The sequence below is a fragment of the Amycolatopsis sp. EV170708-02-1 genome (genome assembly GCF_022479115.1).
Taxonomy (GTDB): Bacteria; Actinomycetota; Actinomycetes; order Mycobacteriales; family Pseudonocardiaceae; genus Amycolatopsis.
This window is the reverse complement of sequence record NZ_CP092497.1, coordinates 3,170,696-3,192,206: the sequence shown is the minus strand read 5'-3', so window position 1 is coordinate 3,192,206 and position 21,511 is coordinate 3,170,696. Positions and strand designations below refer to the sequence as shown.

Genomic DNA, 21,511 nt, shown 5'->3' with positions numbered 1-21,511 from the left:
AGGAGTGACCCTGATCACCGCCCTGCCGCCCGATCAAGGAGGATCGCGTGCCTGGTCCCACGAAATACCTGCGCCGTCTCGCGCTGACGGCCGCCGCCGCTGCCGGATTGAGCCTGCTCACCGCTCCGATGGTGTCGGCCACGCCATCGCCGGTCGACCATCCAGTGCGGACGACCGGCTGCCAGCGTCCGTCCCCGGTCCCCGCCGGGGCGACGACGTTGCGGACTTTGACGTCCGGCGGTCTGGTCCGCGAGTACACGGTGCACGTGCCGGCGCAGTACCGGTCTTCGCGGCCGTATCCGCTGGTGTTGTCGTTCCATGGCCACAAGCGGACGTCGAAATATCAGGAGGAGCTGTCCGGGTTTTCCGCGTATGACGCGATTTCCGTCTACCCACAAGGACTTCCGGGCACGGACGGGGAGTCGGCATGGGCCGGCGCGCCGTACTCGGCGGCCGCCGACGACGTGCTCTTCACCAGCGATCTGCTGAACACGCTCCAGCGTGAACTGTGCGTCGACTCCCGCCGGATCTACGCGACGGGCAAGTCGAACGGCGGCGGATTCGTCGGCGTCCTCGCCTGCCGGATGCCGGGCCGGATCGCGGCGTTCGCCCCGGTCGCCGGCGCGTTCTATCCACAAGGCGGCGAGTGCCACCCGTCGCGTCCCGCGCCGATTCTCGATTTCCACGGCACGGCCGACGCGACGATCCCCTACACCGGGAATCCCGCCAAGGGCCTCCCGACACTGCCGGATTGGCTCGCGGCATGGGCGAACCGGAACGGCTGCTTCCCACGTCCGATCCAGTACTCGCCGAAGGCCGACGTCACCGTCCAGCGATGGCTTGGTTGCTCACTTCAGCACTACCGGGTCGAAGGCGCCGGGCACGTCTGGCCGAGCACCAGCCCGAACAACGACTCCGCCACTCCGACCGTCATCGACGCGACCCCGGTCATCTGGAAGTTCCTGCTCGCTCACCGTCTGCGTTAAGAACTCGTCGATTTCCTTGCCGGACCCGCTGCCCGGCGCTACCGTCGAACTTGACCGGATGACCAGATAAGCAAATCTGGTCACGAAGTCAGACACTGGGAGCGCATGTGGCAGAACGTCCGGACCGCACCGCCGGCCGCGCCGATCGCATCCTCGACGCGGCCGGCGTCCTGCTGTCGCGGCTGGGCTATCGCAAGGTGACCATCGAGGACATCGCGAGCCAGGCGGGCATCGGGAAGGGCACGATCTACCTGCACTGGCCCACCAAGGAAAACCTCTTCCACGCGCTGCTCCTGCGAGAATCCCTCCTTGCCGCCGAGAACCTTCTCGAGCGGCTGGAAGAAGACCCGGCGGAAGTCGTCCCGCATCGGTTCCAGCGAGCCGCTTTCCTGTTCACCCAGCGAAACCCGTTGCTCGGCGCGCTCATCACCGGCAACACCGAATTGCTGGGCCGGTTGAAGAAACACCCTCTGCAGGATCAGGACGCGGTCGTGACCGAGCGGTACCTGAAGACGATGACGGACCGGGGCCTGCTGCGCGACGACATCCCGAACCTGCTCTTTTCCCTGCGTGCTTCGGCGCTGGGGTTCTACCTGATGGACAGCTTCACCGGCGACGGCGCCGGCCTCACCATCGAAGAGAAGGCCGACGCTCTCGCGCACATCATCCGGACGGCGTTCGAGCCGCCGGAGCCGCCGTCCACGGCGAATCTGGCCGCCACCGCGGCCGAAGTGATCGAGGCGTTCCAGGATCTGATCTCGTCCTATCGCGCCTGGATCTACCGGAAGGACGGCCCCGCGGAGCCCGCTTGACCCGGGTTCCTCCACCACACGAAGAAGGGGGCAAGCCATGACCACGATCGCCGAAACCTGGGGTGTCCACGAAGCCCAGTTCTGGCTTCGGGACGAATTCCCGGCCGAACCGGTCCGATTCGATCCCGAGACGGGCATGTGGAACGTCTACGGCCACGCCGAGGCGTTGAAGACCCTGAGTGATCCCAAGGTGTTCTCTTCCGACACCACCCGGCTGATCCCCAAGGAGATCTCACCGGACAAGGACCTGTTCGTCGAAGGCAACCTGCTCCAGATGGATCCTCCGGATCACAAGAAGCTGCGCACGCTGGTGAGCCACGCCTTCACACCGAAGGTCGTCGCGGATCTCGAACCGCGGATCGCCGCGCTGACGAACGAGCTCCTCGACGCGGTCGACGGCGTGGACTCGATGGAACTGGTGACCCATCTGGCCTACCCGCTGCCAGTGATCGTGATCGCCGAGCTGCTCGGCATCCCGGCGAGCGATCGCGACCTGTTCAAGGAATGGGTCGACACGTTGCTGCGGAACAGCCAGCAGAGGTCGTTGATCAAGCAGACCGAAGAGGACAAGAAGGCCGCCGAGGAAACGTCCGCTCAGGTGAAGAACCTGGTGAACTACCTTTCCGAACACGTCGACGACCGGCGGCGGAATCCGCGTGAGGACCTGCTGACCAAACTCGTCGAAGCCGAGGTCGACGGCACGAAACTCACGCAGAACGAAGTCGTCAACTTCGCGAACGTGCTGCTGCTCGCCGGGCACATCACCACCACGATGCTGCTCGGGAACACGGTGCTGTGCCTGGATTCCCATCCGGACGAGTACCGGCGGGTCCGTGAGGACCGCGCGTTGCTGCCCGCCACGATCGAGGAATCACTGCGGTTCCTCAGCCCGTTCGCACTGGTCGCCCGCGCCACGACGACCGAAGTCGAACTGGGCGGCCAGACGATCCCGGCGGACCGCATGCTCGCTATCTGGGTCGCGGCGGCGAACCGCGACCCGCGCACCTTCACGGATCCGGGGGTCTTCGATCCGGCGCGGGCGCACAACCCGCATCTGGCTTTCGGCCGCGGGATCCATTTCTGCATCGGCGCCCCGCTCGCCAGGCTCGAAGGCAAGACGGCGCTCAACATCCTGCTGGACCGTTTCCCGGATCTGCGCACCGATCCGGCCGTTCCGCCGTCGTTCATCCCCAGCCCGCACATGACGGGAGTGAACGAGCTTCGGTTGCTGCTGAAGCCCTAGCGGTCCGCGAACCGGGAGGCGAGCGGGACCACCATGCGCGGGATCCGCTTCCCGGGCGTGTACCTCAGTTCGGTGATGTTGCCGTTCGGCACGAGGTAGGTGTCGGCGAAAGTGCGGAATCGGCGCATGGCCGCGCTGTCCGGGGTGGTGGTCCCGGTCAGCAATGACCACATGACCGCGCGGATGAAGAGTCCGTGTGTGAAGACGGCGATCGGCCCGGGTTCCCGTTCTCCCAGCCGTGCCAGGAATTCCTGGGTCCGGATGAAGAGGGCGGCGAAGGATTCCGCGCCGTTCACCGCGTGGTGCGGATCGGCACGGGACCAGTAAGCCTCCGTGTACGGCTTACGGGTGGCGGTGGTGGTGGTGACCTGTCCATGGAGTTCGCCGAGAAAGGTGAACTCCTGGACAGGCCACTCCTCACGCTCCGCGCCGGGGAACCGCTCGATCGTCGGCGCGGCGGTCTGCCGCGCCCGTAAGAAGGGCGACGTCACGATCAAACGAGGCGGTTCGGCCAGCGATTCCGCGATTTCGATCGCCTGCCGCCGGCCGAGTTCGGTCAACGCGGAAGCCCCCGGCTCACCGCCGGGAAGCCCCGCGTTGGATTCGCTCTCGCCATGCCTGATCAGCCACACCCGTGCCACGATCGCCTCCTAGACCCCGTGTGCCATCGACGATCGCACCGAGCGGAGTTGACCGCGTCTTCCAGGATGCCCAATCACCGCGGAAGTGGCGGAATTTTCACCGACCGAACTGTCCAGGCGAGCGTCCCTCGCCAGCGGGACCGCGATACGCCTGCGCGATGTCGAGCCAGTGGTCCGCCAACGCGCCCTCGGCGCGGACGTCGAGGTCGTCGCGGTGACGGCGCCGGGTGACCAGCAGACAGAAGTCCTCCGCGCTGCCGGTGACGCGCTGCCGGGAGTCCTCGGGGCCGAACGTCCACAACTGCCCGGACGGCGCGGTGATCTCGAACCGGAACTCCTGTTCGGGAGGGGTCAGGCCCCGTGCCTCGTAGCCGAAGTCCCGCACCCGGACGGCGAAGCCGACGAGGTACGCGAGCCGGTCGGTCCGCTCCGGCCGCACTCCCAGCGCGTCCGCGATGTCCTGGCCGTGGGCGAACAGTTCCATCATCCCGGCGCAGGCGAGGACGGCCGGCGGCAGCGGGTTGACCAGCCACGGGACGACCTGGTCCGCCGGCACCGCGGCGAGCGCCTTGATCCCGGCGTCGCGTTCGGCACGCCAGCGGCTGAGCAGGACCTCGTTGGGGTCGCCGAGGTAGTCGTCGAGGGCCGCGTTGACCGCGGCGTCGAAACCACGCGCCATCGAGCGCTTCATGACTTCGGCGAACGTCTGCGGCTCGCCCGCGGACAACCCGGCGATCTTGAAAATGAAGGAGAGATGCGCGATCTGGTGTTTGACCGACCAGCCCGCCGCGGGTGTCGGCAGCTCCCATCCCGCGTCGTCCAGGCCGGCCACCAGGGCATCGACCTGCTCGCCCTCCGTGGTGAGGTCCCTGATCACGTACCGGAAGTCAGTCACCGTGCCGTCCTCTCGCCGTTTCCACCCTCTCGAATGATGCGGACGCGCCGGGCCGTCGTCTTCTCTTCGTGAGCCCCGTCGAATTCGAGCTTGATTCTGGAGCCGGGTCCAAGTTCTACCCTCACACCATGCGAACCGAAGCGACGAAGGCGCTGACGGCGTTGACCATGTCCCAGGTGACCTCCCGCGCCGGAGTGCGGCCGGACACCGTGCGCTACTACGAGCGCATCGGCCTTCTGCCCACGCCCGCGCGGACTTCCGGGGCACACCGGCGCTACGACGAAGACGTCATCGACAGGCTGCGGTTCATCCGGGGCACCCAGCGGCTCGGGCTGTCGCTGACGGAGATCGGTGACCTGCTGAGCGTGCGCGACACCGGGGTGTGCCCGTGCGAACCCGCCGAAACCATGCTGGAACGCCATCTCGCCGAGATCGAAGCGGAGATGGCGCGCCTCGGCGAGCTGCGCGCCGAACTCACTTCCATGCTGTCCGGGATGTCCGGCGCCCAATGCGCCGACCCGCTTCCCGGCGCCTGGTGCCCGCCCGAATGCGGACCCGAGGGAGGAGGTGGATGACCATGCGGAACGACGACTGGTGCGATTGCGACTGCTGCGGCAGCGGCTGCTGCTGACCCGCTCCGGCGGGACCGGCCGGGCTTGACGTCACCCGGCCGGCCATCCGAGGTCAGTCCTGCGGCAGGAGCACCGTCTTCCCGATCCGGTCCTTGGTGACTTCGGCCGAATAGGCCATCAGCCCGCCCGCCTGCGCGTCGCGGAACAGCCGCTGGATCGGCGAGGTGCGCAGGAAACCCGAACCGCCGCCCGCTTTCAGCGCCACTTGGGCGACGTCGCGGGCGATGTCGTTCGCGAGCACCTTCGCTGTCATGGTCGCGGGCAGGAACTCCGGCGAGTTCTGATCCGCCAGCCACGCCATGTTCCGGGCGTACATGAGCGACGCTTCGAGACGGGCGTGGACGTCCGCGACCTCGAACTGCAGCCATTGCATTCCGGCGAGCGGCTCCCCGGTCGCGGGGATGACACGGCTCCGGGCATGCGCGATCAGCGCTTGCTCCGCCGCGTCGGCGATCCCCAGTGACAAGAAGGCGAGGCCCGCGGCGATGTGGTTCGGCCGCCGCACGGTCGTGGGCGGGCACCGGCGGTCCTCCCGCAGGACGGTGTCTTCGAACGAGACGAGCTGGCTCCGGCTGGCGCGCAGTCCCATCGTGTCCCAGATGGGAACGAAGGTCATCGTGTCGTCCGGCGAGACACCGAAGAACGTGGGCACGCCGTCGACGAGCGCGTTGACCAGGAAGTGGTCGGCGACCTCGCAACCCGAAACGAATCGTTTGGCACCGGTGAGCCGGTACCCGCCGTCGACGGGTTCGGCGACCTGTTGCGGCATCAGGAACATGTTGCCACTGCTCGGTTCCGACAGCGCGTTGGCGAAGCGCTTGCCGCCGATGAGCTCGTCGGCGTAGAAGCGACCCACATCGGGGGTGGACAACTGGGCCAGCCCGACGGCGGCGCCGATGTGCATCACCCAGATACACGCCGTCGAAGAACAGGCCGCGCTGAGCATCCGGACGATCTCGCCGTACGTCCGATAACTCAAATCCTCGCCGCCGAACTCCGCGGGCAGGGTCGCCCTGTCGAGTCCGGTCGCGTGCAAGGCACGCAGGTTGGCGATGGGGAGCTCGGCCGTTTCGTCGAACTCGGCGGCGCTCGCGGCGAAGTCCTCCGCCAGTTCGGTGACGGTTTCGATCCAGTGACGTTCGTGGGCGGGTGGGGCGAACGGATGGACGGGCTCGGTCATGCCCGCATCATGCCGGAATCGCGAAGGCCTCCCCGCCACCCCGAGAATGGCGAAGGAGGCCTTTCACGGTCCGACCGTCACACTCCGGTGCAGGCGGCCATCGCGAATTCGCCGGAAGCGGTCTTGGTCGAAACCACCGCGCCGTCGACGGTGATCTTGCAGGTCACGGATCCACCGGTCTCGCCGGTGGTGACCGTGAGCGTCCCGCCCTTGTAGACGCCCTTGTTCTCGACTTCCTTGTTCCACGGCAGCGCCGGGACGGTCTCCGTGACGGGGTTGAGGACCTCGCCGTAGATGACCTCGACGTTCGTGGCGTCGCCGGTGACCTCGTAGGACACCTTCGCGGTGCGGTTGATCTCGTTGTTGACCTCGTTGACCGCCGCGTTGAACACGAAGATCCAGACCACGCAGACCACGAGCCCGAGTGCGGACAAGGCGATACCGGTGATGGAGAGCCCCTTGTTGGAGGCCTTCCCGTTCTTGACGCGGATCAGGCCGATGATCGAGAAGATCAGGCCGAGGATCACCAACGGCCAGGCGACGACGCCGACGAACGGGATCGGGGAGAAGACCAGCCCCACCAGGCCGAGGACGAAGCCCGTGACGCCGATGCCGTTGCGTGGCGGCATCGGGCTGGCGGGGGCTTGCGGGGCCGGCGTGTAGGGGGTTTGCTGGGTCACGGGGGTTTTTCCTTTCCAAAGGGATGAACGAGGCGGCATACAACCAGCGATCGCGAGGCGCCCGCGTCGTCCTCGGCGCGCCAACCCGTTACGACGAAAGTCGTAATTCGCGCGCCGTGAAGGACCGGTTCCGCTGATGCGGCCGGCCAAGCGGGTTTGCGTACGCTCAGCGCATGGCAAGGCGTGTGCTCGGTGTGGTGCTCACCGTGGTGGCGGTCGCGGCGTGCGTGATCAGCAGCATTTTCGTCTTCAGCGCCCAGGGTTACCTTCCGGCGACGCAATCGTTCGACCCGACCTGGTGGTCCACGCTCGGGTTCTTCACCGGGATCGCGGCCGCGGTCATGCTCTGCTGGCGGCACAAATGGCCGGAACTCGTCCTCGGCATCGCCTTGGTGCCGCCGCTCTGCTTCCGGTCCGACGCGCTGGCCGCGCTGGTCGCCCTCGCCGCCTTGGCCGCGCGCCGCCGCGACCGCGTCCTGTGGACCGGCTCCGTCCTGGTCTACGTCGCCACCGCGTGGGCGTTGTTCGGCGACGCCAACCGCCATCCCGACGTGACCGTCGCGGGGCAGATCGTCGGCAAGCAGTTCTCCGCCGTGCAGCTGATGGGGACGTTGACGGTCGCCGTCGTGATGACGGCGGTGCCGCTCACCGTCGGGGTCGTCCGCGGGATGCAGGACAAGCTCGCGATCCGTGAGGCCAAGGAGGAGGAACTCCGGGCCGAGATGACCCGCCGCGCGGAACGCACCCGGATCGCGCGCGAGATGCACGACGTCCTCGGGCACCGGCTCTCGCTGCTGTCGCTGCAAGCCGGTGCGCTCGAAGTCAGCAAAGGACCCGCGACGACCGAGGCGGCGAAGACCGTCCGCACGACCGCGCGCCAGTCGCTCGAAGACCTGAGGCAGGTCATCGGGGTCCTCCGCGATGGCCAGGGTTTCAGCGAAAACAGCGAAAACGGGATCCACCCGGAGCCGCCACAACCGACGCTGGCGGACATCCCCGAACTGGTCGCCAACGCCCGCCGGGCCGGTTTGGGGGTCAACGTGACGATCCTGCTCGACGACGCGGGCGGCGCGCCGGCGTTGCTCGGCACGACCGCGTACCGGATCGTCCAGGAATCGATGACCAACATCCTGAAACACGCCCCGGGTGCGACGGCCGAGGTTTCGGTTCGCGGCGGGCCAGGGCACGGGCTCACCGTCGAGGTCGTCAATCCCCTGGCCGCGACCGTCGCGGCGGGAAGGCCGCCGGGCGCGGGCGCCGGGCTGACGGGCATCGGTGAACGTGTCACGCTGATCGGCGGGAACGTCAGCGCCGGCCCCACCGAAGAGCGCACATTCGCCGTCCGGGCTTGGCTGCCTTGGGGACACCACTAACCTGTCCGGGTGAACCAGCGCCCACTGCGAGTGCTGCTCGTCGACGACGACCCGCTCGTGCGAACCGGTTTGTCGATGATCCTGTCCAGCACGGGCGACATCGAGGTCGTCGCGGAAGCGGGTGACGGGGACGAAGCCGTCCCGAAGGTGACCATGCACGCGCCCGACGTCGTGCTGATGGACATCAGGATGCGGCGGATGAACGGCCTCACCGCGACCGCCGCGGTCACCGCGCTGCCCAATCCGCCGAAGGTCCTCGTGCTCACCACCTACGACCTCGACGAGTACGTCTTCGACGCGCTCGGCGCGGGCGCCAGCGGGTTCCTGCTGAAGGAGGGCTCGCCGCAGGAGATCATCGACGCGGTGCGCGTGGTCGCGGCGGGCGAGGCCATGCTGTCACCGCGGACGACGCGGACGCTCATCGGGCATTTCGTCGCGACCAGGACGAGCCCTCGCCGTCACCGGGCACGAGCCGGGCTGGGCACCCTGACCGAACGCGAGCGGCAGATCGTCACCGCCGTCGCGCAAGGCTGGACCAACGCCGAGATCGGCGCGGAACTGCACTTGAGCGAAGCGACGGTGAAGACCCACATCACCCGGATCTTCGCGAAACTCGACGCGACCAACCGGGTCCAGCTGACGATCTTCGCCTACGAAGCCGGGCTCGTCGCTCCCTGACCTTCCGTCGCGAGCAGCCCGGAGAGGAGGGCGGCGGCCTCCTGCGGGTGCACGAGGAAACGGACGTGGCTGCTCTTCAGTGACCGCACGTCGGTCGGGTTGTCCGGGGTGAGCGCGTCCGCCTCCTTGATGAAACGGTCCTGCAGCGCGAGCGGCATCGACCGGTCCTCGGTGAGCCTGATGTAGGTGCGCGGGATCCGGCCCCAGGTCGCGGCGTCGGCGAGTTCGGTCCCGGCGTCGAGGCTCTCGTCCGGCTCGAGCGTGTTGAGGTAGGCGAAGAACTCCTGCTCGGTGCCGTCCTCGATCATCGCGGTCTTCAACGCGGCCAGCAGCTCGGGATCGGCGGTGCGCCAGTTCATCCGGAGCGCGCCGAGCTCGGCGGGATTGGCGACGACGACACCGGCGACGTCGTTGAGCGCGCTGCTCGCGTACTCCGGCCCCTGCATGTACTCGCCCACCGTCGCGTCGACACAGCACCACGCGGAGATGTAGACGATCCGGTCGATCAGTTCCGGGACGGCGTTCGCGACGCCGGTGAGCGCGAGCCCACCGCGGCTGTGCCCGACCAGGATGACCGGACCGTGCTCGGCGACCTTGCGCACGACGTCCACCACCTGCTCGACGGCCTCGGCCAAGGTGGCGCCCGCCTGGTTCGACGGTGCTGTGGCCAGCGCTTCGAGGTCTTGCGGTGCCTGGTAGGCGGCGTGGAACCCGGCGGCGAAGCCGTGACCGGGAAGGTCGACGGCCAGCGTGCGGTGGCCGAGCAGGGCGAGCTCGCGTTGCAGCGGGCCCCAGGTGAACGAGGCGCTGTTGGAACCGTGGACCAAGACGTAAGTGGGAGTCACGGTTCGTATCCTGACATCCCGGCTTTGCCCAAATGTCAGTCGGCGCCGCCGGGTGATCGCATCGACATCCGACATCACCATCGAGTCACGGGATGTAACGCGAGAGCTTCCGTCTACGACCTAGGTCCCGCAACGCAGCGAGAGCCACTGGGGAAGGTGCGGCCATCGCGCACCGAGGAAACGTGTCATATGGAGGACATCACTATGGAGATCGCAGAGCGCGCACAGGCTCTGGCTCTGAAAATTCGGAAGCACAAGGCCGACATCCAAACGGAAGAGGCCACTAAGAACGCTTTCGTGATGCCCTTCATCAGCACAGTACTCGGGTACGACGTCTTCAATCCTGCGGAAGTCATCCCCGAATTCACGGCTGATGTCGGCACCAAAAAGGGCGAGAAGATCGACTACGCCATTGTGCACGACGGACAGGTACAGGTACTGGTCGAAGCCAAGAAGATCAACGATCCGCTTCGCCTTGAGCATGCTTCTCAGCTTTTCCGGTACTTCGCCGTGACAAATGCGAGGATCGCCATCCTCACCAATGGCGAAACATACCAGTTTTACACCGATCTGGACGCGCCGAACAGAATGGATGCGAAACCCTTTCTGGTTCTCGATTTTTCGGATATCGATGAGACCCTCATTCCTGAACTTGCGAAGTTGAGCAAAGAGTCGTTCAACCTGGACTCGGTCATCAATGCCGCCGAGGAACTCAAGTACATCGGCCAGATCAAGCGGATCCTCGCGACCCAGTTCAAGACACCCGAGGATGAGTGGGTGAAGTTCTTGGCAGGCCGCGTTTACGAGGGCTCCTTCACTCAGCGGGTTCGCGACCAGTTCGCTCCGCTTGTGGACAAGGCGGCCCGCCAATTCCTCAACGAGCAGGTCAACGACCGTCTGAAGAACGCGCTGGGCGGACCCGATTCATTCGTCAGCGTTTCAGCCGGTGCACCCAATCTCTCCGAGCAGGAAAATCGTGTCGACAATGCCCCCGAGGTCCCTGCTGAAGCAAGGCCCCGTGACAGCAACGGGGATGTGGTGACGACCGAAGAAGAACTTGAGGGATACCGAATCGTCCGCGCAATCGTCTGTCGAGAGGTCCCGGCAGCAAGGGTCATCGCGCGCGATACGAAGACCTACTTCGGCGTCCTGCTGGACGACAACAATCGTAAACCGATCGCTCGCCTGTGGTTCAACCGCTCAAAGAAGTATCTCGGCGTCTTCGACGAGAACAAGGTGGAGACACGCATCCCCATCACGACAGTCGAGGAGATCTACCAGCACGCAGATCACCTCAGGAAGACTGTGACTCGATACAACTCTCCGGCCACCTCCGAGCCCATGACGATCGAAGGCACAGAGTCGAACGGCGCGGACTCGCCACTCAGTCCGCGATGAACACCAAGCCCGCCCCGTCGAACCGGTAACCGACCCCGCGCACCGTCACGATCGGCGTCAGCACGGGTTCCAGCTTGCCGCGGATCTTGCGGACATGGACGTCCACGGTCCGCCCGTTGCCGCCGGACAGACCCCACACCCGCTCCATCAGGGTGATGCGGTCGAAGACTCGGTCCGGATTCCGGCTCAGGAACAGCAGGAGGTCGAACTCGAGCCTGGTGAACTCCAGTACCTCACCGCGCAGCAGCACACGTCGCGAATCCGGTTCGATGCGCAGCGGCGGCGCGGGCGCACCCGATCGCCTTCGCCCGGCGAGCTCGACGACCTGACCGGTTTGGACGGTCCGTGCCGTCAGCGTGACGCCGACAGTGTCCTCAAAGGACTCAAGCAGGCGCGCGGCGATCGTGGCGGCGTGCTCGGAGTCGGTGCTGACCCGCAACGCCAGGGTCAGCTCGACGGTCGGCTCGAAGCTCGCCGCGACCGACTGCGTCATCTCACACCACCCGGACCGGATGACGGACGACGGCGTCGAACAGGTAGCCCTGGGTGTTGTACGGGGTGACGTCGGGCTGGCTGGCACCGGTGATGTCCGTGGCTCGCGCCCGCAGCGTATGGGCACCGGGAACACCGGCGCGCCAAGGGATCTCCCAGCGCTGCCATCCTCGATCCGCGGCCGCGCCCACGAACTTCGCCTGCCGCCAACCGCCTCCAGTGTCGACTTCGACCCGCCGGATCCGGCCGTTTCCCGACCACGAGCGGCCGCGCAGCACCTGCCTGCCGCCTGCCGCGAACTCGCCGTTCCACGGCAGTTCGAACGCGCTCTTGACCACCTGCCGCGTCACAGGAGTGCCCTCCGCCGGATAGTCCGGTCCGAGCAGCCGGTAGTACTGCGTGCTCCAGGGGGACACCAGTGGCGTTTCCGAGACTTCGATGCGCCCCAGCCATTTGATCGACGAGATCCCGGCCCAGGAGGGTACGACGAGCCGCACCGGATGGCCGTGGTCCGGCGGGAGCGGATGCCCGTTCATCTCGTAGGCCAGCAGAACGTCCTGCAATGCCTTTTCGACCGGCAGCGGGCGGCGCACCTTTCCCAGGTTGACCCCGCCGGTGACGTAATCGGCGTCCAGCCCCTCCGGCAGGACGTCCACCGCGTTCCGCGTCAGGCCCGCCTTGGCCAGCACCGTGGAAAGCCGGACACCACGCCAGCGCGCGACGCCGATCGCGCCGAGCTTCCAGGCCGTGCCCGACACCGTTTGGCCCTGCTGGCTGGTGAAGTAACTCCGTCCGTTGCCCGCGCATTCGATGGCGGAAGTGATCGTCTCGGAAGGCAACCGGAGCAGGTCTCGGTAGCTGAACTCGACCGGCCCTCCACGCAGCCCGCTCCCGAAGAGCTTCAGCCGCCAAGTGCCGACGTCGATCGTCGGAGTGGCGGTGTGATTCCGCACGAAGAACCGTTCGATCGGCGTCAGATAGCCCTGGCCGCTCAGCGCCTCCCAGCGGGTCTCGGCGTTGGTGCCGTAGACCTCGAAGATCTCCGGCGGCAGGGGCTTCACGATCGGCGTGGCCGCCGACGCCGTCCCGGACGGAAGCGCGCCGAACGCCGTCAGAGCGAGTGAGCCGCCGGCCGTGAGCCGAAGCATCCCGCGCCGCGACAGCGCCTTCCCCGCCCGCCATTGCTCGATCCGCGTGCGGTCGTAAACGGCTTCGTCGGTCAGGCCGGTTCCGATCATGTGGGCCATTGTCGGCAGCGGCCGACCGCGCGGACCAGCATGTCCACAGAGCGGAACACTTTGCGTCCGGTGAGCCCGGAGGCGGCGGTCGCCGCCTCCGGATCCACGTCACAGGACGGCGACGTACTTCACCCAAATGCACAGCCCGCTGTCCCATTGCACGTCGACCTGGAACAGCACACCATCGGTCTGCACCGCGGTGCTCTGGATGTTCATCACCGCGTTGCCGATGAATTCGACGCCACCGCTCCCCGATTCGGCGACCGAAAGCACGACCCCGTGGCCGGGACGGACACCACCGATCGGGAGCCAGAGATTCCTCAGTCCCTTGATACCGCAGTACAGGACTCGCCCTCCGTGGGCCGTCCCGGGAGCGAGCGCGGTTCGGTCGCCTTCCGCCTCAAGAACCTGTTGCCGGGAAACGACGGCTCCAGTTCCCTCGGAAGGCGACGCCTGCGCGGCTGCGGTGCCGAAACCGGCCGCGGTCACCAGCGCGAACACCGCGGCCCACCTCAACGCTTTACCCATGATTACTCCCCTGAATTCAGAATGATTACCGGAGCCCCACTGTGCGACGACCGGAGTACAGGCCGCGTACTCGCCCGAGTACAGGAATCGCTGCCCCAAAGGGCGAAATGGTTGACAACACGAATCCGGAATTGCTGAGATCGCCTCAGCGAGCCGGGGGCGGATCATGGAATTCCGGGTGTTGGGGCCGCTGGAAGTGGTCGCCGGAGGAGTGCCCCGGCAGGTGGGGTCCGGACGTCAGCGGGCGGTGCTCACGGCGTTGTTGTTGCGGTCCAACCAGGTCGTGCCGAACGCCGAGTTGATCGACATGGTGTGGGGTGAGCCGGCGCCCCGATCCGCCGCGGTCAACCTGCGCGGCCATATCGCCGGGTTGCGGCGAGCGCTCGCGCCGGAGGGCGAGCGACGGTTGGCGGCGACCGGCGGCGGCTACCAGATCTCGGCGCGACCGGACGAAGTGGACCTGGCCGTTTTCGAGGACCTCGTGGCGCGAGGCTACGCCGCCCGGCGCGCGGGCGAGCACGCGGACGCCGCGCGACGGTTCGGGACCGCGCTTCGCCTGTGGCGCGGACACCCCTTCGACGGCGTCGAGTTGCATGGAGCCGCAGCGGCCGAGGTGGCTCGCCTGAGCGAAATCCGGCTCGTCCTCACCGAGGATCACCTCGGCGCGCGGCTGGCCATAGGGGACGGCGCGGTGATCGGAGAGCTGCGTGGCCTGGTGGTGGTGCATCCGCTCAGGGAGCCACTGTGGATGCTGCTCATGCGTGCCCTTCACGTCACCGGACGCCAGACCGAAGCGCTCGCCGCCTACGACCAGGCCAGGGAGCGGCTCGCCACCGAACTCGGTATCGACCCCGGCCCGGCGCTGAAAGACCTGCGCCAGCGGATCCTCACGGGCGACCCGGCGCTCCTCGGCACGGATGTCCGGAGCCAGGCCGAAATCGCCCCGGACAGCGCACGGATCGCCGGCACGTCTCACCGTCCGCTGAACGCGTTCGTCGGCCGGGAATCAGAGCTGCGGACGCTCGCCCGAGTCCTGGACGAGCGGCGGCTGGTGACCGTGGCAGGCCCGGCCGGGGTCGGCAAGACCCGGCTGGTCGTCGAGCACCTGGCCGGCCGGGAGGCATGGCTGGTCCGGCTCGCCGACGTCGGTCAGGCCGCGGTGGTGCCGCAAGCCGTCGCCGACGGGGTCGGGCTGGTCAGGATCGCGGGAGATCCGCGGCGGTCACTGTGCCGCGCACTGGCGGACCGATCCGGCCTCCTGGTCCTCGACAATTGCGAACATCTCGTCCCCGCCGTCGCCGGACTCGTCACTGAACTGCTCGCCTGTTGCCCCCGGTTGAGCGTCCTCACCACCAGCCGGGAACCGTTGGACATCGACGGCGAGGCGTTGTTGCCGCTGAATCCCCTGCGCACCGAAACGGCGGTGGCGCTGCTCGTCGACCGGGTACGCGCGGCTCACCCCGGATGGACGCCCTCGCCCGGCGAGCTCCGCGACGCGGCGCGTGTCTGCGAGACGCTGGACGGCCTCCCGCTGGCCGTCGAACTCGCGGCGGCCCGCGCGAATGTCCTGGGGCTCGACGAGATCGCCGAGGCACTGGCCGATCGGTTCGCCGTACTCGGGCCCGTGCCACGCGGATCGCTGACGTCGCACGCGACACTCCGCGAAGCCATCGCCTGGAGCATCGAACCGCTCCCGGGCGCCGATCGGACACTCTTGTCGCGCCTTTGGCCTTTCGAAGGCGGCTTCTCCTTGGACGCGGCCGAAACCATCAGCGGACGCGACAACGCTTCGGTGTTCAATTCGGTGTCATCATTGATCACCCGCTCGGTGGTGCTGGCGGACACGACGACGACACCATCGCGTTATCGCATGCTGGAAACGATCCGCGCCTACTGTGAATCCGAGGATCCGGCGCCGGTGGCCACTCGGGACCGGCACGCCGCGTGGATGCGCGGGTTCGCGGCCGACCACGCCGCGCTGTTCACCGGCGAACACGCCGGCCGGGCAGTGGCCGCGCTGAACCGCGAATGGCCGAATCTGCGTGCCGGTATCGGCCACGACCTGTCCCGACGCCCGGAAGCGGCCCTGCGCACGGTCGGACTGCTCGACTGGTTCTGGACCCGCAGTGGCCACATCACCGAGGGAAGGGCACTCGTCGGGGAGGCCCTGCGAACGGCGACCGACGCGCCGACGGCGGACCGGGCACGAGCACTCTCCGCGGCCGCCAACCTCGCCTATTTCGCCGGCGACATCGCCGAAGGGCACCGCCTCGGCGGCGAGACCTTGGCACTCACAGGCGGGCACACCGACCTAGAACACCGGATCCTGCATGGTTCGGCGCTCTTTTACCACGCGGTGGCCTGGCTGCACACCGGCGAATTCGGCCGGGCACGAGCCGCCGCGACGGAGGCGATCACGATCGGCGGACGAACGCGGACGATCTGGCTGATACTCGGCGCCCGCATGGTTCTCGGGGCCGTTCTCGTCGAACAAGGGCAGGTCCACGCCGGCGAGGAGGCCTTGGCCGGTACCGCCCGATCGGCCGAACGATCCGCACTCCACTGGCTCGCGGCCTGGGCGGAGTTCGCGCTCGGAAAGTCCCTGCTCCGGAAAGCGGGAACACCCGGCCAGGTCGACGACGCAGCCGACTTCGTGTGGCGGGCCATCACCCGATTCCAAGCCGAGGGCGACGTCTGTCACGTCCTCTTCACGATGAACGTCGCCGTGGAGTTGCTTTTGCGCGTCGGCAGGCCCGTTGACGCCGCCACCCTGGAGGCCGCCATCCTCCACCGTGCGGACCAGCTGGGGCTGGACCGGACGAGCGTTTCCCAGGCCGGCGCGGGCCCCCACGAGGCAGAACTCGCCGGAATCCTCACCCTGGCTCAGCGGCGCGTCGCGAAAACCGAGGGCGCCCGGCTGGACTGGACAGAAATGGTCGGGCTCGCCCGCGCGACACGGATCTGACGATCACGGCCTTTCTGGTGCCCCGGACGGGGATCGAACCCGCACTGTGTCGATTTTAAGTCGACTGCCTCTGCCAGTTGGGCTACCGGGGCACCGACAGCCTAGGCGATCCCCCTCAGTTCGCCGCTTCAGTACGCTGATATTCGAGCCAACGGAGCCCGAGCCCGTTCCACACGGCCTGGTACTCCTCGAACTTCTCGTTGATCAGCCGGTGATCGATCCGTTCGGGCGGGGTCGACGCGATGTAGAAGCTGAGCTCGTCGCGGAGACGGTAGAGCCGGAGCTGGACCTCTTCCATCAGGACCCACAGGGAACGCCAGGCGAAGAAGGTTCGAGCGCGCCGACCACAGAAGCAGCCTGATCGACACCGCGCGCCGGCGGAAACGCCTCTTCCGGGAGCGGGCGTGCGCGTTGTCGCGCTCGATCCTCTCCAAGACGTGCTTCGCCAGGTCCGCGGGAGTCAGACCGGTCGCGAGCGGGACAGCGACTTCAGCTTCCGGAATGCCTGCACCGGCACACCTTAAACGCCGTGAGGGCCTCCTTCCCTACGTTCAAGGTAGGGAAGGAGGCCCTCACGGACTTACGAACTCAGGACTTCGACAGCCTGTCGAACTCCTCGCGTGGGTTGTTGATCTGGCCGAGCGAGATGACCTCGCGGCGGAACAGGCCACCGAGCATCCAGTCGAACAGGATGCGGATCTTGCGGTTCCACGTCGGCATCGCCTTGAGGTGGTACGCGCGGTGGAAGAGCCAGGCCGGGAAGCCCTTGATCTTCAGGTTCAGCGCGTCGGCGACACCCTTGTGCAGGCCGAGGCTGGCCACCGCACCCAGGTTCTTGTGGTAGTAGTCCTTCGGCTTGCCGCCGCGGATCACCTTGATGATGTTCTTCGACAGCAGGCGCGCCTGACGGACGGCGTGCTGCGCGTTCGGCGGGCAGGTCGCGGTCGGGTCCTGCTCGGTACGCGAGAGGTCCGGCACGGCGGCGTTGTCACCGGCGGTCCAGACGTCGGGGTGCCCGACGACCTGCATCGCGGCGGTGGCCTCGACCCGGCCGCGCTTGTCCAGCGGCAGGTCCGAGCTGGCGAGCACCGGGTTCGCCTTCACACCGGCGGTCCAGATGATCGTGTCGGTGTCGAATTCGGTGCCGTCCGAGAGCACGACGTGGCCGTTCTCGAACGACTTCGCCGCTGTCGACAAATAGACTTCGATGCCGCGCTTTTCGAGCTGCTCGACGGTGTACACGCCGAGCGTCTCGCGCACCTCGGGGAGGATCCGCCCGGCAGCCTCGACGAGCACCCAGCGGATGTCCTCGACCTTGAGGTTCGGGTAGTAGTTCTCCACCGCGAACCGGGTCATGTCCTCGAGTTCGGCGAGCGCTTCGATACCGGCGAACCCGCCGCCGACGACGGTGAACGTCAGCAGGCGCTTGCGCTGCTCGGGATCGAGCGTGCTGGCGGCCTCGTCCAGCTTCGTCATGACGTGGTTGCGCAGGTAGATCGCCTCGCCGATGGTCTTGAAGGCGATGCCTTCTTCGACCAGGCCCGGGATCGGCAGGATGCGCGCGACGGCGCCGAGCGCGACCACGAGGACGTCGTAGTTCAGCTGCTCGACGTGCCCGTCGGCGGCCTCGACCGTCACGGCTTTGCGCTCGTGCTCGATCTTCGTCACGCGCGCGGTGAGCACGTGGCAGCGCTTGAGCACGCGCCTCAGCGGCACGACCACGTGCCGCGGTTCGATCGCACCGGCCGCCGCCTCGGGCAGGAAGGGGGCATAGGTCATGTGCGGCTGCGGATCAACGACCGTCACGGACGCTTCGTTGGCCCGGAGCATCTTCTGGAGCCCGTACGCCGTGTAGAGCCCGACGTACCCACCACCAAGGACGAGGATCCGTGTCGGTTCCGACTTAACACCAGCCATATTCCTATAGTCGCACCCATCTGCTGAGATCGCTCGCAGACCCCATCCGGCTGTGACCAGCGTCGCCACGGTTTCCGCACCGATTCAGTTCAAGCCCGCCGCCGAGGTCGCGGAGGCCAGGACGTCGCACACCATGTCAAGCGTCAGGCGGCCGGTCTGGACATTGCGCTGCGACACGTGATAACAGCCGAAAAGGCGCAGGTCGCCGAGTTCCACTTCGACTCCGTGACCGAATTTCGGGCGTGGCGCGGGCACCGGCCAGCCGGCCTCCGCGAGCACCGGCAGCAACGCCTGCCAGCCGAACGCGCCGAGCACCACCACGGCCTTCAGCGTCGGCTTCAGCAGCGTGAGCTCGGCCGCGAGCCACGATCGGCAGGTTTCCCGTTCCTCAGGTGTGGGCTTGTTGGCGGGTGGCGCGCATCTCACCGGGGAGACCATCCGGGTGCCTCGCAGCTCGAGCCCGTCACCTATATGGGTCGACGTCGGCTGCGAGGCGACTCCGACCCGGTGAAGCGCCTTGAAGAGGACATCGCCGGACGGGTCACCGGTGAACAGCCGCCCGGTCCGGTTCGCGCCGTGTGCCGACGGGGCGAGGCCGACGATCGCCAGCGACGCGTCCGCCGGGCCGAAGCCGGGCACCGGGCGGGCCCAATAGGTCTCGCCGGCGAACGCCGCCCGTTTGACCACGGCGATCTCCTCGCGCCAGGCGACCAGCCGCGGGCAGGCACGGCAATCCACGACCTCGGCGTCGAGTTCGGCGAGCGAACGGAACCTCATAACGCTTCTTTCAGCGTGTCGCGGGCGAGGCGGTCGGCGTGCCGGGTCGTCTCCGGCTGCCGGAACGACGGGGCCAGCCGCAGCACCTGGCGGCACGCGTTGTCCAGCGAGATCTTGTGCCCGACGGAGACGTAAACAGGCTTCACCCCGTCCTGGGTGCGCAAGACCGCGCCGACGACCTCGCCCTCGTCCAGCAGGGGTGCGCGCGAGCCGCGGGTGCCGCCGGGTTCGTCGTGCTCGCCGACGAACCGGGTCTTGCCGACGCCGACGGACGGGAGGCCGGTCACGACGCCGACATGGCAGGCGAGCCCGAACCGGCGCGGGTGTGCCAGGCCGTGCCCGTCGCAGACCAGCAGATCCGGGACGTGGTCGAGCGCGCGGAGGGCGTCGAGCAGCGGGGGAAGCTCACGAAACGCGAAAAGGCCCGGTTCGTACGGGAACGGAACCCGGGAAACGACCGATCGCTTTTCCACGACGCGGAATCCGGAGGCCTCCAGGGTGACCGCGGCCGCGGCGATGAGGCCGCTGCCCTCGTCGTACGCGACGTCCAGACCGGTGACCGTGACGATCTCTTGTGGACAGCGATCTTCGAGATCGACCAGGCCACGCAGGGTTTCCTGGATCTCGACCGCCTGCCGGGGCGTGCTCGGGCGATCATGCGCCGTGACGATGTCCACTCCTACAGACTGCCAGTAAGTTGGAGACATGCCGGACACCAATCCCGATGCGAAGGCCACCGACGAGAAGGACACCCCGTCGGTGGAAACCAAGGTCGAGCCGACCGACGACCTGGTCACCACGAAGCACACGCTGACGCTCAAGCGCAAGAAGCTCGCCTATACCGCCCAAACCGGGCGGATCGTGCTGCGGAAGGAGGTCATCACCGACGGCAAGTCCGAAGGCCACAAGGCCAAGGCCGAGGTGTTCCTGACCTCCTACACGCTCGACGACGCGGAGGCCGGCTCGCGCCCCGTCACGTTCGCGTTCAACGGTGGGCCCGGCTCGGCGAGTGTCTGGCTGCACATGGGCCTGCTCGGCCCGCGCCGCGTGCTTTCGGGCGACGTCGACGACCCGGTCGCGCCGCCCTACGGGCTGACCGACAACCAGGAAACCCTGCTGGCGCACAGCGACCTGGTGTTCATCGACCCGGTGTCGACCGGCTACTCACGCGCCGTGGACGGTGAGGCGGCCAAGGAGTACCACGGGTACACCGCCGACATCGAGTCCATCGGCGAGGTCATCCGGCTCTGGGTCTCGCGCAAACAGCGCTGGCTTTCGCCGAAGTTCCTGGCCGGCGAGTCGTACGGCACGCTCCGCGCGGCCGGGCTGGCGTCGCATCTGCAGGAACGCCACGGGATGTACTTCAACGGGCTCCTGCTGATCTCTTCCGTGCTGGATCTGGGCACGCTGCGGTTCACCGAGGGCAACGACCTGCCGTACTCGCTTTACGTGCCGACGTACGCGGCGATCGCGCATTACCACGGGCTCCACGGCGACCGGCCGCTCGACGACGTCCTCGCCGACGCCGAGGACTTCGCGGCAAAGGAACTCCCCTGGGCCCTCGCCCGCGGCGCGCGTCTGTCCACACAGGACCGCGCGGAAGCGGTGGCGACGCTCGCTTCGCTGACCGGACTGAGCGAGTCCTATGTGGACCGGGTCAACCTGCGGATCGAGCACGTCCGGTACTTCACCGAACTGCTGCGGGACAAGGGCCTGGTCGTCGGCCGGATGGACGGCCGGTTCACCACCTGGGAGCCCGACGGCGGCCGCGAGCATATGAGCGACGACCCGTCGATCTCGCGGATCATCGGCGCCTACACGGGCGGGCTCAACCACTACGTGCGGGCCGAACTCGGCTACGAGAACGACCTGCCGTACGAGATCCTCTCGACGGACGTCTTCAAAGCCTGGTCGTACTCGGACTTCGAGGGGCGCTCGGTGTCCTCTGTGGACTCACTCGCGTCGGCCATGCGGGCGAACCCGCATCTTCGCGTACACGTCGCCTTCGGTCACTACGATGGCGCGACGCCGTACTTCGCTTCGGAGCATGTGCTGGCACGCCTGCAGATTCCCGAGGAGCTGCGGGAGAACATCGACACCGCGTACTACCCGGCCGGGCACATGATGTACGTGCACGAGGAGTCGCGGGTGCGGCAGGCGAAGGACCTGGCGAAGTTCATCAAGGCCGCTTCCGGAAAGTAGCCGGATACTCGTGAGTGGTAAGGACGGTT

Annotated in this window: 21 protein-coding genes and 1 tRNA gene; 9 read left to right on the top strand and 13 right to left on the bottom strand. The window is 67.4% G+C overall.

Annotated elements, in window-relative coordinates:
- The first annotated feature begins 47 nt into the window (after window positions 1–47).
- The 3 genes from MJQ72_RS14885 (at window position 48) to MJQ72_RS14875 (ending at window position 3,041) form a co-directional block, all read left to right on the top strand.
- Complete coding sequence (locus MJQ72_RS14885) at window positions 48–986, top strand: PHB depolymerase family esterase (RefSeq protein WP_240599723.1); 939 nt, start codon at window positions 48–50, stop codon at window positions 984–986.
- A 107-nt stretch (window positions 987–1,093) separates the two neighbouring features.
- Window positions 1,094–1,798, top strand: coding sequence for a TetR/AcrR family transcriptional regulator (locus MJQ72_RS14880; RefSeq protein WP_240599722.1), 705 nt, complete (start codon window positions 1,094–1,096; stop codon window positions 1,796–1,798).
- Between the two features lie 37 nt (window positions 1,799–1,835).
- Entirely contained in the window at window positions 1,836–3,041 is a 1,206-nt protein-coding gene (locus MJQ72_RS14875; RefSeq protein ID WP_240599721.1) for a cytochrome P450, read from the top strand.
- Here MJQ72_RS14875 and MJQ72_RS14870 read toward each other — a convergent pair.
- Together MJQ72_RS14870 and MJQ72_RS14865 are read right to left on the bottom strand one after the other, a co-directional pair.
- Window positions 3,038–3,682, bottom strand: coding sequence for a histidine phosphatase family protein (locus tag MJQ72_RS14870; protein ID WP_240599720.1), 645 nt, complete (start codon window positions 3,680–3,682; stop codon window positions 3,038–3,040). The two genes, MJQ72_RS14875 and MJQ72_RS14870, sit on opposite strands and share 4 nt — an antisense overlap.
- A 97-nt stretch (window positions 3,683–3,779) precedes the next feature.
- On the bottom strand, window positions 3,780–4,577 hold the full coding sequence (locus tag MJQ72_RS14865) for a TIGR03084 family metal-binding protein (RefSeq protein ID WP_240599719.1): 798 nt from the start codon (window positions 4,575–4,577) through the stop codon (window positions 3,780–3,782).
- 128 nt (window positions 4,578–4,705) lie between these two features.
- Between MJQ72_RS14865 and MJQ72_RS14860 the strand changes: the two genes are divergently transcribed.
- A complete protein-coding gene (locus tag MJQ72_RS14860) occupies window positions 4,706–5,152 on the top strand; it encodes a heavy metal-responsive transcriptional regulator (protein WP_240599718.1) in 447 nt (148 codons plus the stop codon).
- 109 nt (window positions 5,153–5,261) lie between these two features.
- Here MJQ72_RS14860 and MJQ72_RS14855 read toward each other — a convergent pair whose 3' ends face one another.
- Entirely contained in the window at window positions 5,262–6,389 is a 1,128-nt protein-coding gene (locus MJQ72_RS14855) for an acyl-CoA dehydrogenase family protein (protein WP_240599717.1), read from the bottom strand.
- A 77-nt stretch (window positions 6,390–6,466) separates the two neighbouring features.
- Complete coding sequence (locus tag MJQ72_RS14850) at window positions 6,467–7,018, bottom strand: DUF4190 domain-containing protein (RefSeq protein ID WP_240601331.1); 552 nt, start codon at window positions 7,016–7,018, stop codon at window positions 6,467–6,469.
- Between the two features lie 224 nt (window positions 7,019–7,242).
- Between MJQ72_RS14850 and MJQ72_RS14845 the strand changes: the two genes are divergently transcribed.
- A complete protein-coding gene (locus tag MJQ72_RS14845) occupies window positions 7,243–8,442 on the top strand; it encodes a sensor histidine kinase (protein ID WP_240599716.1) in 1,200 nt (399 codons plus the stop codon).
- Between the two features lie 30 nt (window positions 8,443–8,472).
- Window positions 8,473–9,120: a response regulator transcription factor gene (locus MJQ72_RS14840; protein WP_240601330.1), complete on the top strand. Its 648-nt coding sequence runs from the start codon at window positions 8,473–8,475 to the stop codon at window positions 9,118–9,120.
- On the opposite strand, the gene MJQ72_RS14835 is transcribed toward MJQ72_RS14840, so the two are convergent.
- Window positions 9,093–9,965, bottom strand: a complete 873-nt coding sequence (locus tag MJQ72_RS14835) for an alpha/beta fold hydrolase (protein WP_240599715.1) — start codon at window positions 9,963–9,965, stop codon at window positions 9,093–9,095. The genes MJQ72_RS14840 and MJQ72_RS14835 overlap by 28 nt on opposite strands.
- A gap of 204 nt (window positions 9,966–10,169) precedes the next feature.
- Between MJQ72_RS14835 and MJQ72_RS14830 the strand changes: the two genes are divergently transcribed.
- Entirely contained in the window at window positions 10,170–11,363 is a 1,194-nt protein-coding gene (locus tag MJQ72_RS14830; protein ID WP_240599714.1) for a type I restriction endonuclease, read from the top strand.
- On the opposite strand, the gene MJQ72_RS14825 is transcribed toward MJQ72_RS14830, so the two are convergent.
- From MJQ72_RS14825 to MJQ72_RS14815, 3 genes are all read right to left on the bottom strand, one after another.
- A complete protein-coding gene (locus MJQ72_RS14825; RefSeq protein WP_240599713.1) occupies window positions 11,350–11,856 on the bottom strand; it encodes a winged helix-turn-helix domain-containing protein in 507 nt (168 codons plus the stop codon). The two genes, MJQ72_RS14830 and MJQ72_RS14825, sit on opposite strands and share 14 nt — an antisense overlap.
- A 1-nt stretch (window position 11,857) precedes the next feature.
- The gene (locus MJQ72_RS14820) at window positions 11,858–13,093 is read right to left on the bottom strand and encodes a sulfite oxidase (protein WP_240599712.1); all 1,236 of its coding nucleotides are present in this window, start codon (window positions 13,091–13,093) and stop codon (window positions 11,858–11,860) included.
- A gap of 108 nt (window positions 13,094–13,201) precedes the next feature.
- Complete coding sequence (locus tag MJQ72_RS14815; RefSeq protein ID WP_240599711.1) at window positions 13,202–13,621, bottom strand: hypothetical protein; 420 nt, start codon at window positions 13,619–13,621, stop codon at window positions 13,202–13,204.
- A 166-nt stretch (window positions 13,622–13,787) separates the two neighbouring features.
- On the opposite strand from MJQ72_RS14815, the gene MJQ72_RS14810 reads away from it, so the two are divergent.
- Complete coding sequence (locus MJQ72_RS14810; protein WP_240599710.1) at window positions 13,788–16,586, top strand: BTAD domain-containing putative transcriptional regulator; 2,799 nt, start codon at window positions 13,788–13,790, stop codon at window positions 16,584–16,586.
- A gap of 15 nt (window positions 16,587–16,601) precedes the next feature.
- Here MJQ72_RS14810 and MJQ72_RS14805 read toward each other — a convergent pair.
- From MJQ72_RS14805 to MJQ72_RS14785, 5 genes are all read right to left on the bottom strand, one after another.
- A tRNA-Leu gene (locus MJQ72_RS14805) sits at window positions 16,602–16,678 on the bottom strand.
- Between the two features lie 23 nt (window positions 16,679–16,701).
- Window positions 16,702–16,884 (bottom strand): hypothetical protein, encoded by a 183-nt coding sequence (locus MJQ72_RS14800; protein ID WP_240599709.1) that lies wholly within the window; start codon window positions 16,882–16,884, stop codon window positions 16,702–16,704.
- Window positions 16,885–17,174: 290 nt separating this feature from the next.
- Window positions 17,175–18,503, bottom strand: coding sequence for an NAD(P)/FAD-dependent oxidoreductase (locus tag MJQ72_RS14795; RefSeq protein WP_005155795.1), 1,329 nt, complete (start codon window positions 18,501–18,503; stop codon window positions 17,175–17,177).
- 84 nt (window positions 18,504–18,587) lie between these two features.
- A complete protein-coding gene (locus tag MJQ72_RS14790; protein ID WP_240599708.1) occupies window positions 18,588–19,280 on the bottom strand; it encodes a uracil-DNA glycosylase in 693 nt (230 codons plus the stop codon).
- Window positions 19,277–19,957 (bottom strand): endonuclease V, encoded by a 681-nt coding sequence (locus tag MJQ72_RS14785; protein ID WP_240599707.1) that lies wholly within the window; start codon window positions 19,955–19,957, stop codon window positions 19,277–19,279. The genes MJQ72_RS14790 and MJQ72_RS14785 overlap by 4 nt, the downstream gene beginning before the upstream one ends.
- 28 nt (window positions 19,958–19,985) lie before the next feature.
- On the opposite strand from MJQ72_RS14785, the gene MJQ72_RS14780 reads away from it, so the two are divergent.
- A complete protein-coding gene (locus MJQ72_RS14780) occupies window positions 19,986–21,482 on the top strand; it encodes a S10 family peptidase (protein WP_240599706.1) in 1,497 nt (498 codons plus the stop codon).
- Window positions 21,483–21,511: the final 29 nt, after the last annotated feature.

Excerpts from the sequence above, each read along its gene's own strand:
- MJQ72_RS14845 (WP_240599716.1), top strand. The coding sequence starts at position 7,243 with ATGGCAAGGCGTGTGCTCGGTGTGGTGCTCACCGTGGTGGCGGTCGCG.
- MJQ72_RS14800 (WP_240599709.1), bottom strand. The coding sequence starts at position 16,884 with ATGGAAGAGGTCCAGCTCCGGCTCTACCGTCTCCGCGACGAGCTCAGC.
- MJQ72_RS14850 (WP_240601331.1), bottom strand. The coding sequence starts at position 7,018 with ATGCCGCCACGCAACGGCATCGGCGTCACGGGCTTCGTCCTCGGCCTG.
- MJQ72_RS14795 (WP_005155795.1), bottom strand. The coding sequence starts at position 18,503 with ATGGCTGGTGTTAAGTCGGAACCGACACGGATCCTCGTCCTTGGTGGT.
- MJQ72_RS14815 (WP_240599711.1), bottom strand. The coding sequence starts at position 13,621 with ATGGGTAAAGCGTTGAGGTGGGCCGCGGTGTTCGCGCTGGTGACCGCG.
- MJQ72_RS14790 (WP_240599708.1), bottom strand. The coding sequence starts at position 19,280 with ATGAGGTTCCGTTCGCTCGCCGAACTCGACGCCGAGGTCGTGGATTGC.
- MJQ72_RS14820 (WP_240599712.1), bottom strand. The coding sequence starts at position 13,093 with ATGATCGGAACCGGCCTGACCGACGAAGCCGTTTACGACCGCACGCGG.
- MJQ72_RS14825 (WP_240599713.1), bottom strand. The coding sequence starts at position 11,856 with ATGACGCAGTCGGTCGCGGCGAGCTTCGAGCCGACCGTCGAGCTGACC.
- MJQ72_RS14830 (WP_240599714.1), top strand. The coding sequence starts at position 10,170 with ATGGAGATCGCAGAGCGCGCACAGGCTCTGGCTCTGAAAATTCGGAAG.
- MJQ72_RS14810 (WP_240599710.1), top strand. The coding sequence starts at position 13,788 with ATGGAATTCCGGGTGTTGGGGCCGCTGGAAGTGGTCGCCGGAGGAGTG.
- MJQ72_RS14875 (WP_240599721.1), top strand. The coding sequence starts at position 1,836 with ATGACCACGATCGCCGAAACCTGGGGTGTCCACGAAGCCCAGTTCTGG.
- MJQ72_RS14860 (WP_240599718.1), top strand. The coding sequence starts at position 4,706 with ATGCGAACCGAAGCGACGAAGGCGCTGACGGCGTTGACCATGTCCCAG.
- MJQ72_RS14855 (WP_240599717.1), bottom strand. The coding sequence starts at position 6,389 with ATGACCGAGCCCGTCCATCCGTTCGCCCCACCCGCCCACGAACGTCAC.
- MJQ72_RS14780 (WP_240599706.1), top strand. The coding sequence starts at position 19,986 with ATGCCGGACACCAATCCCGATGCGAAGGCCACCGACGAGAAGGACACC.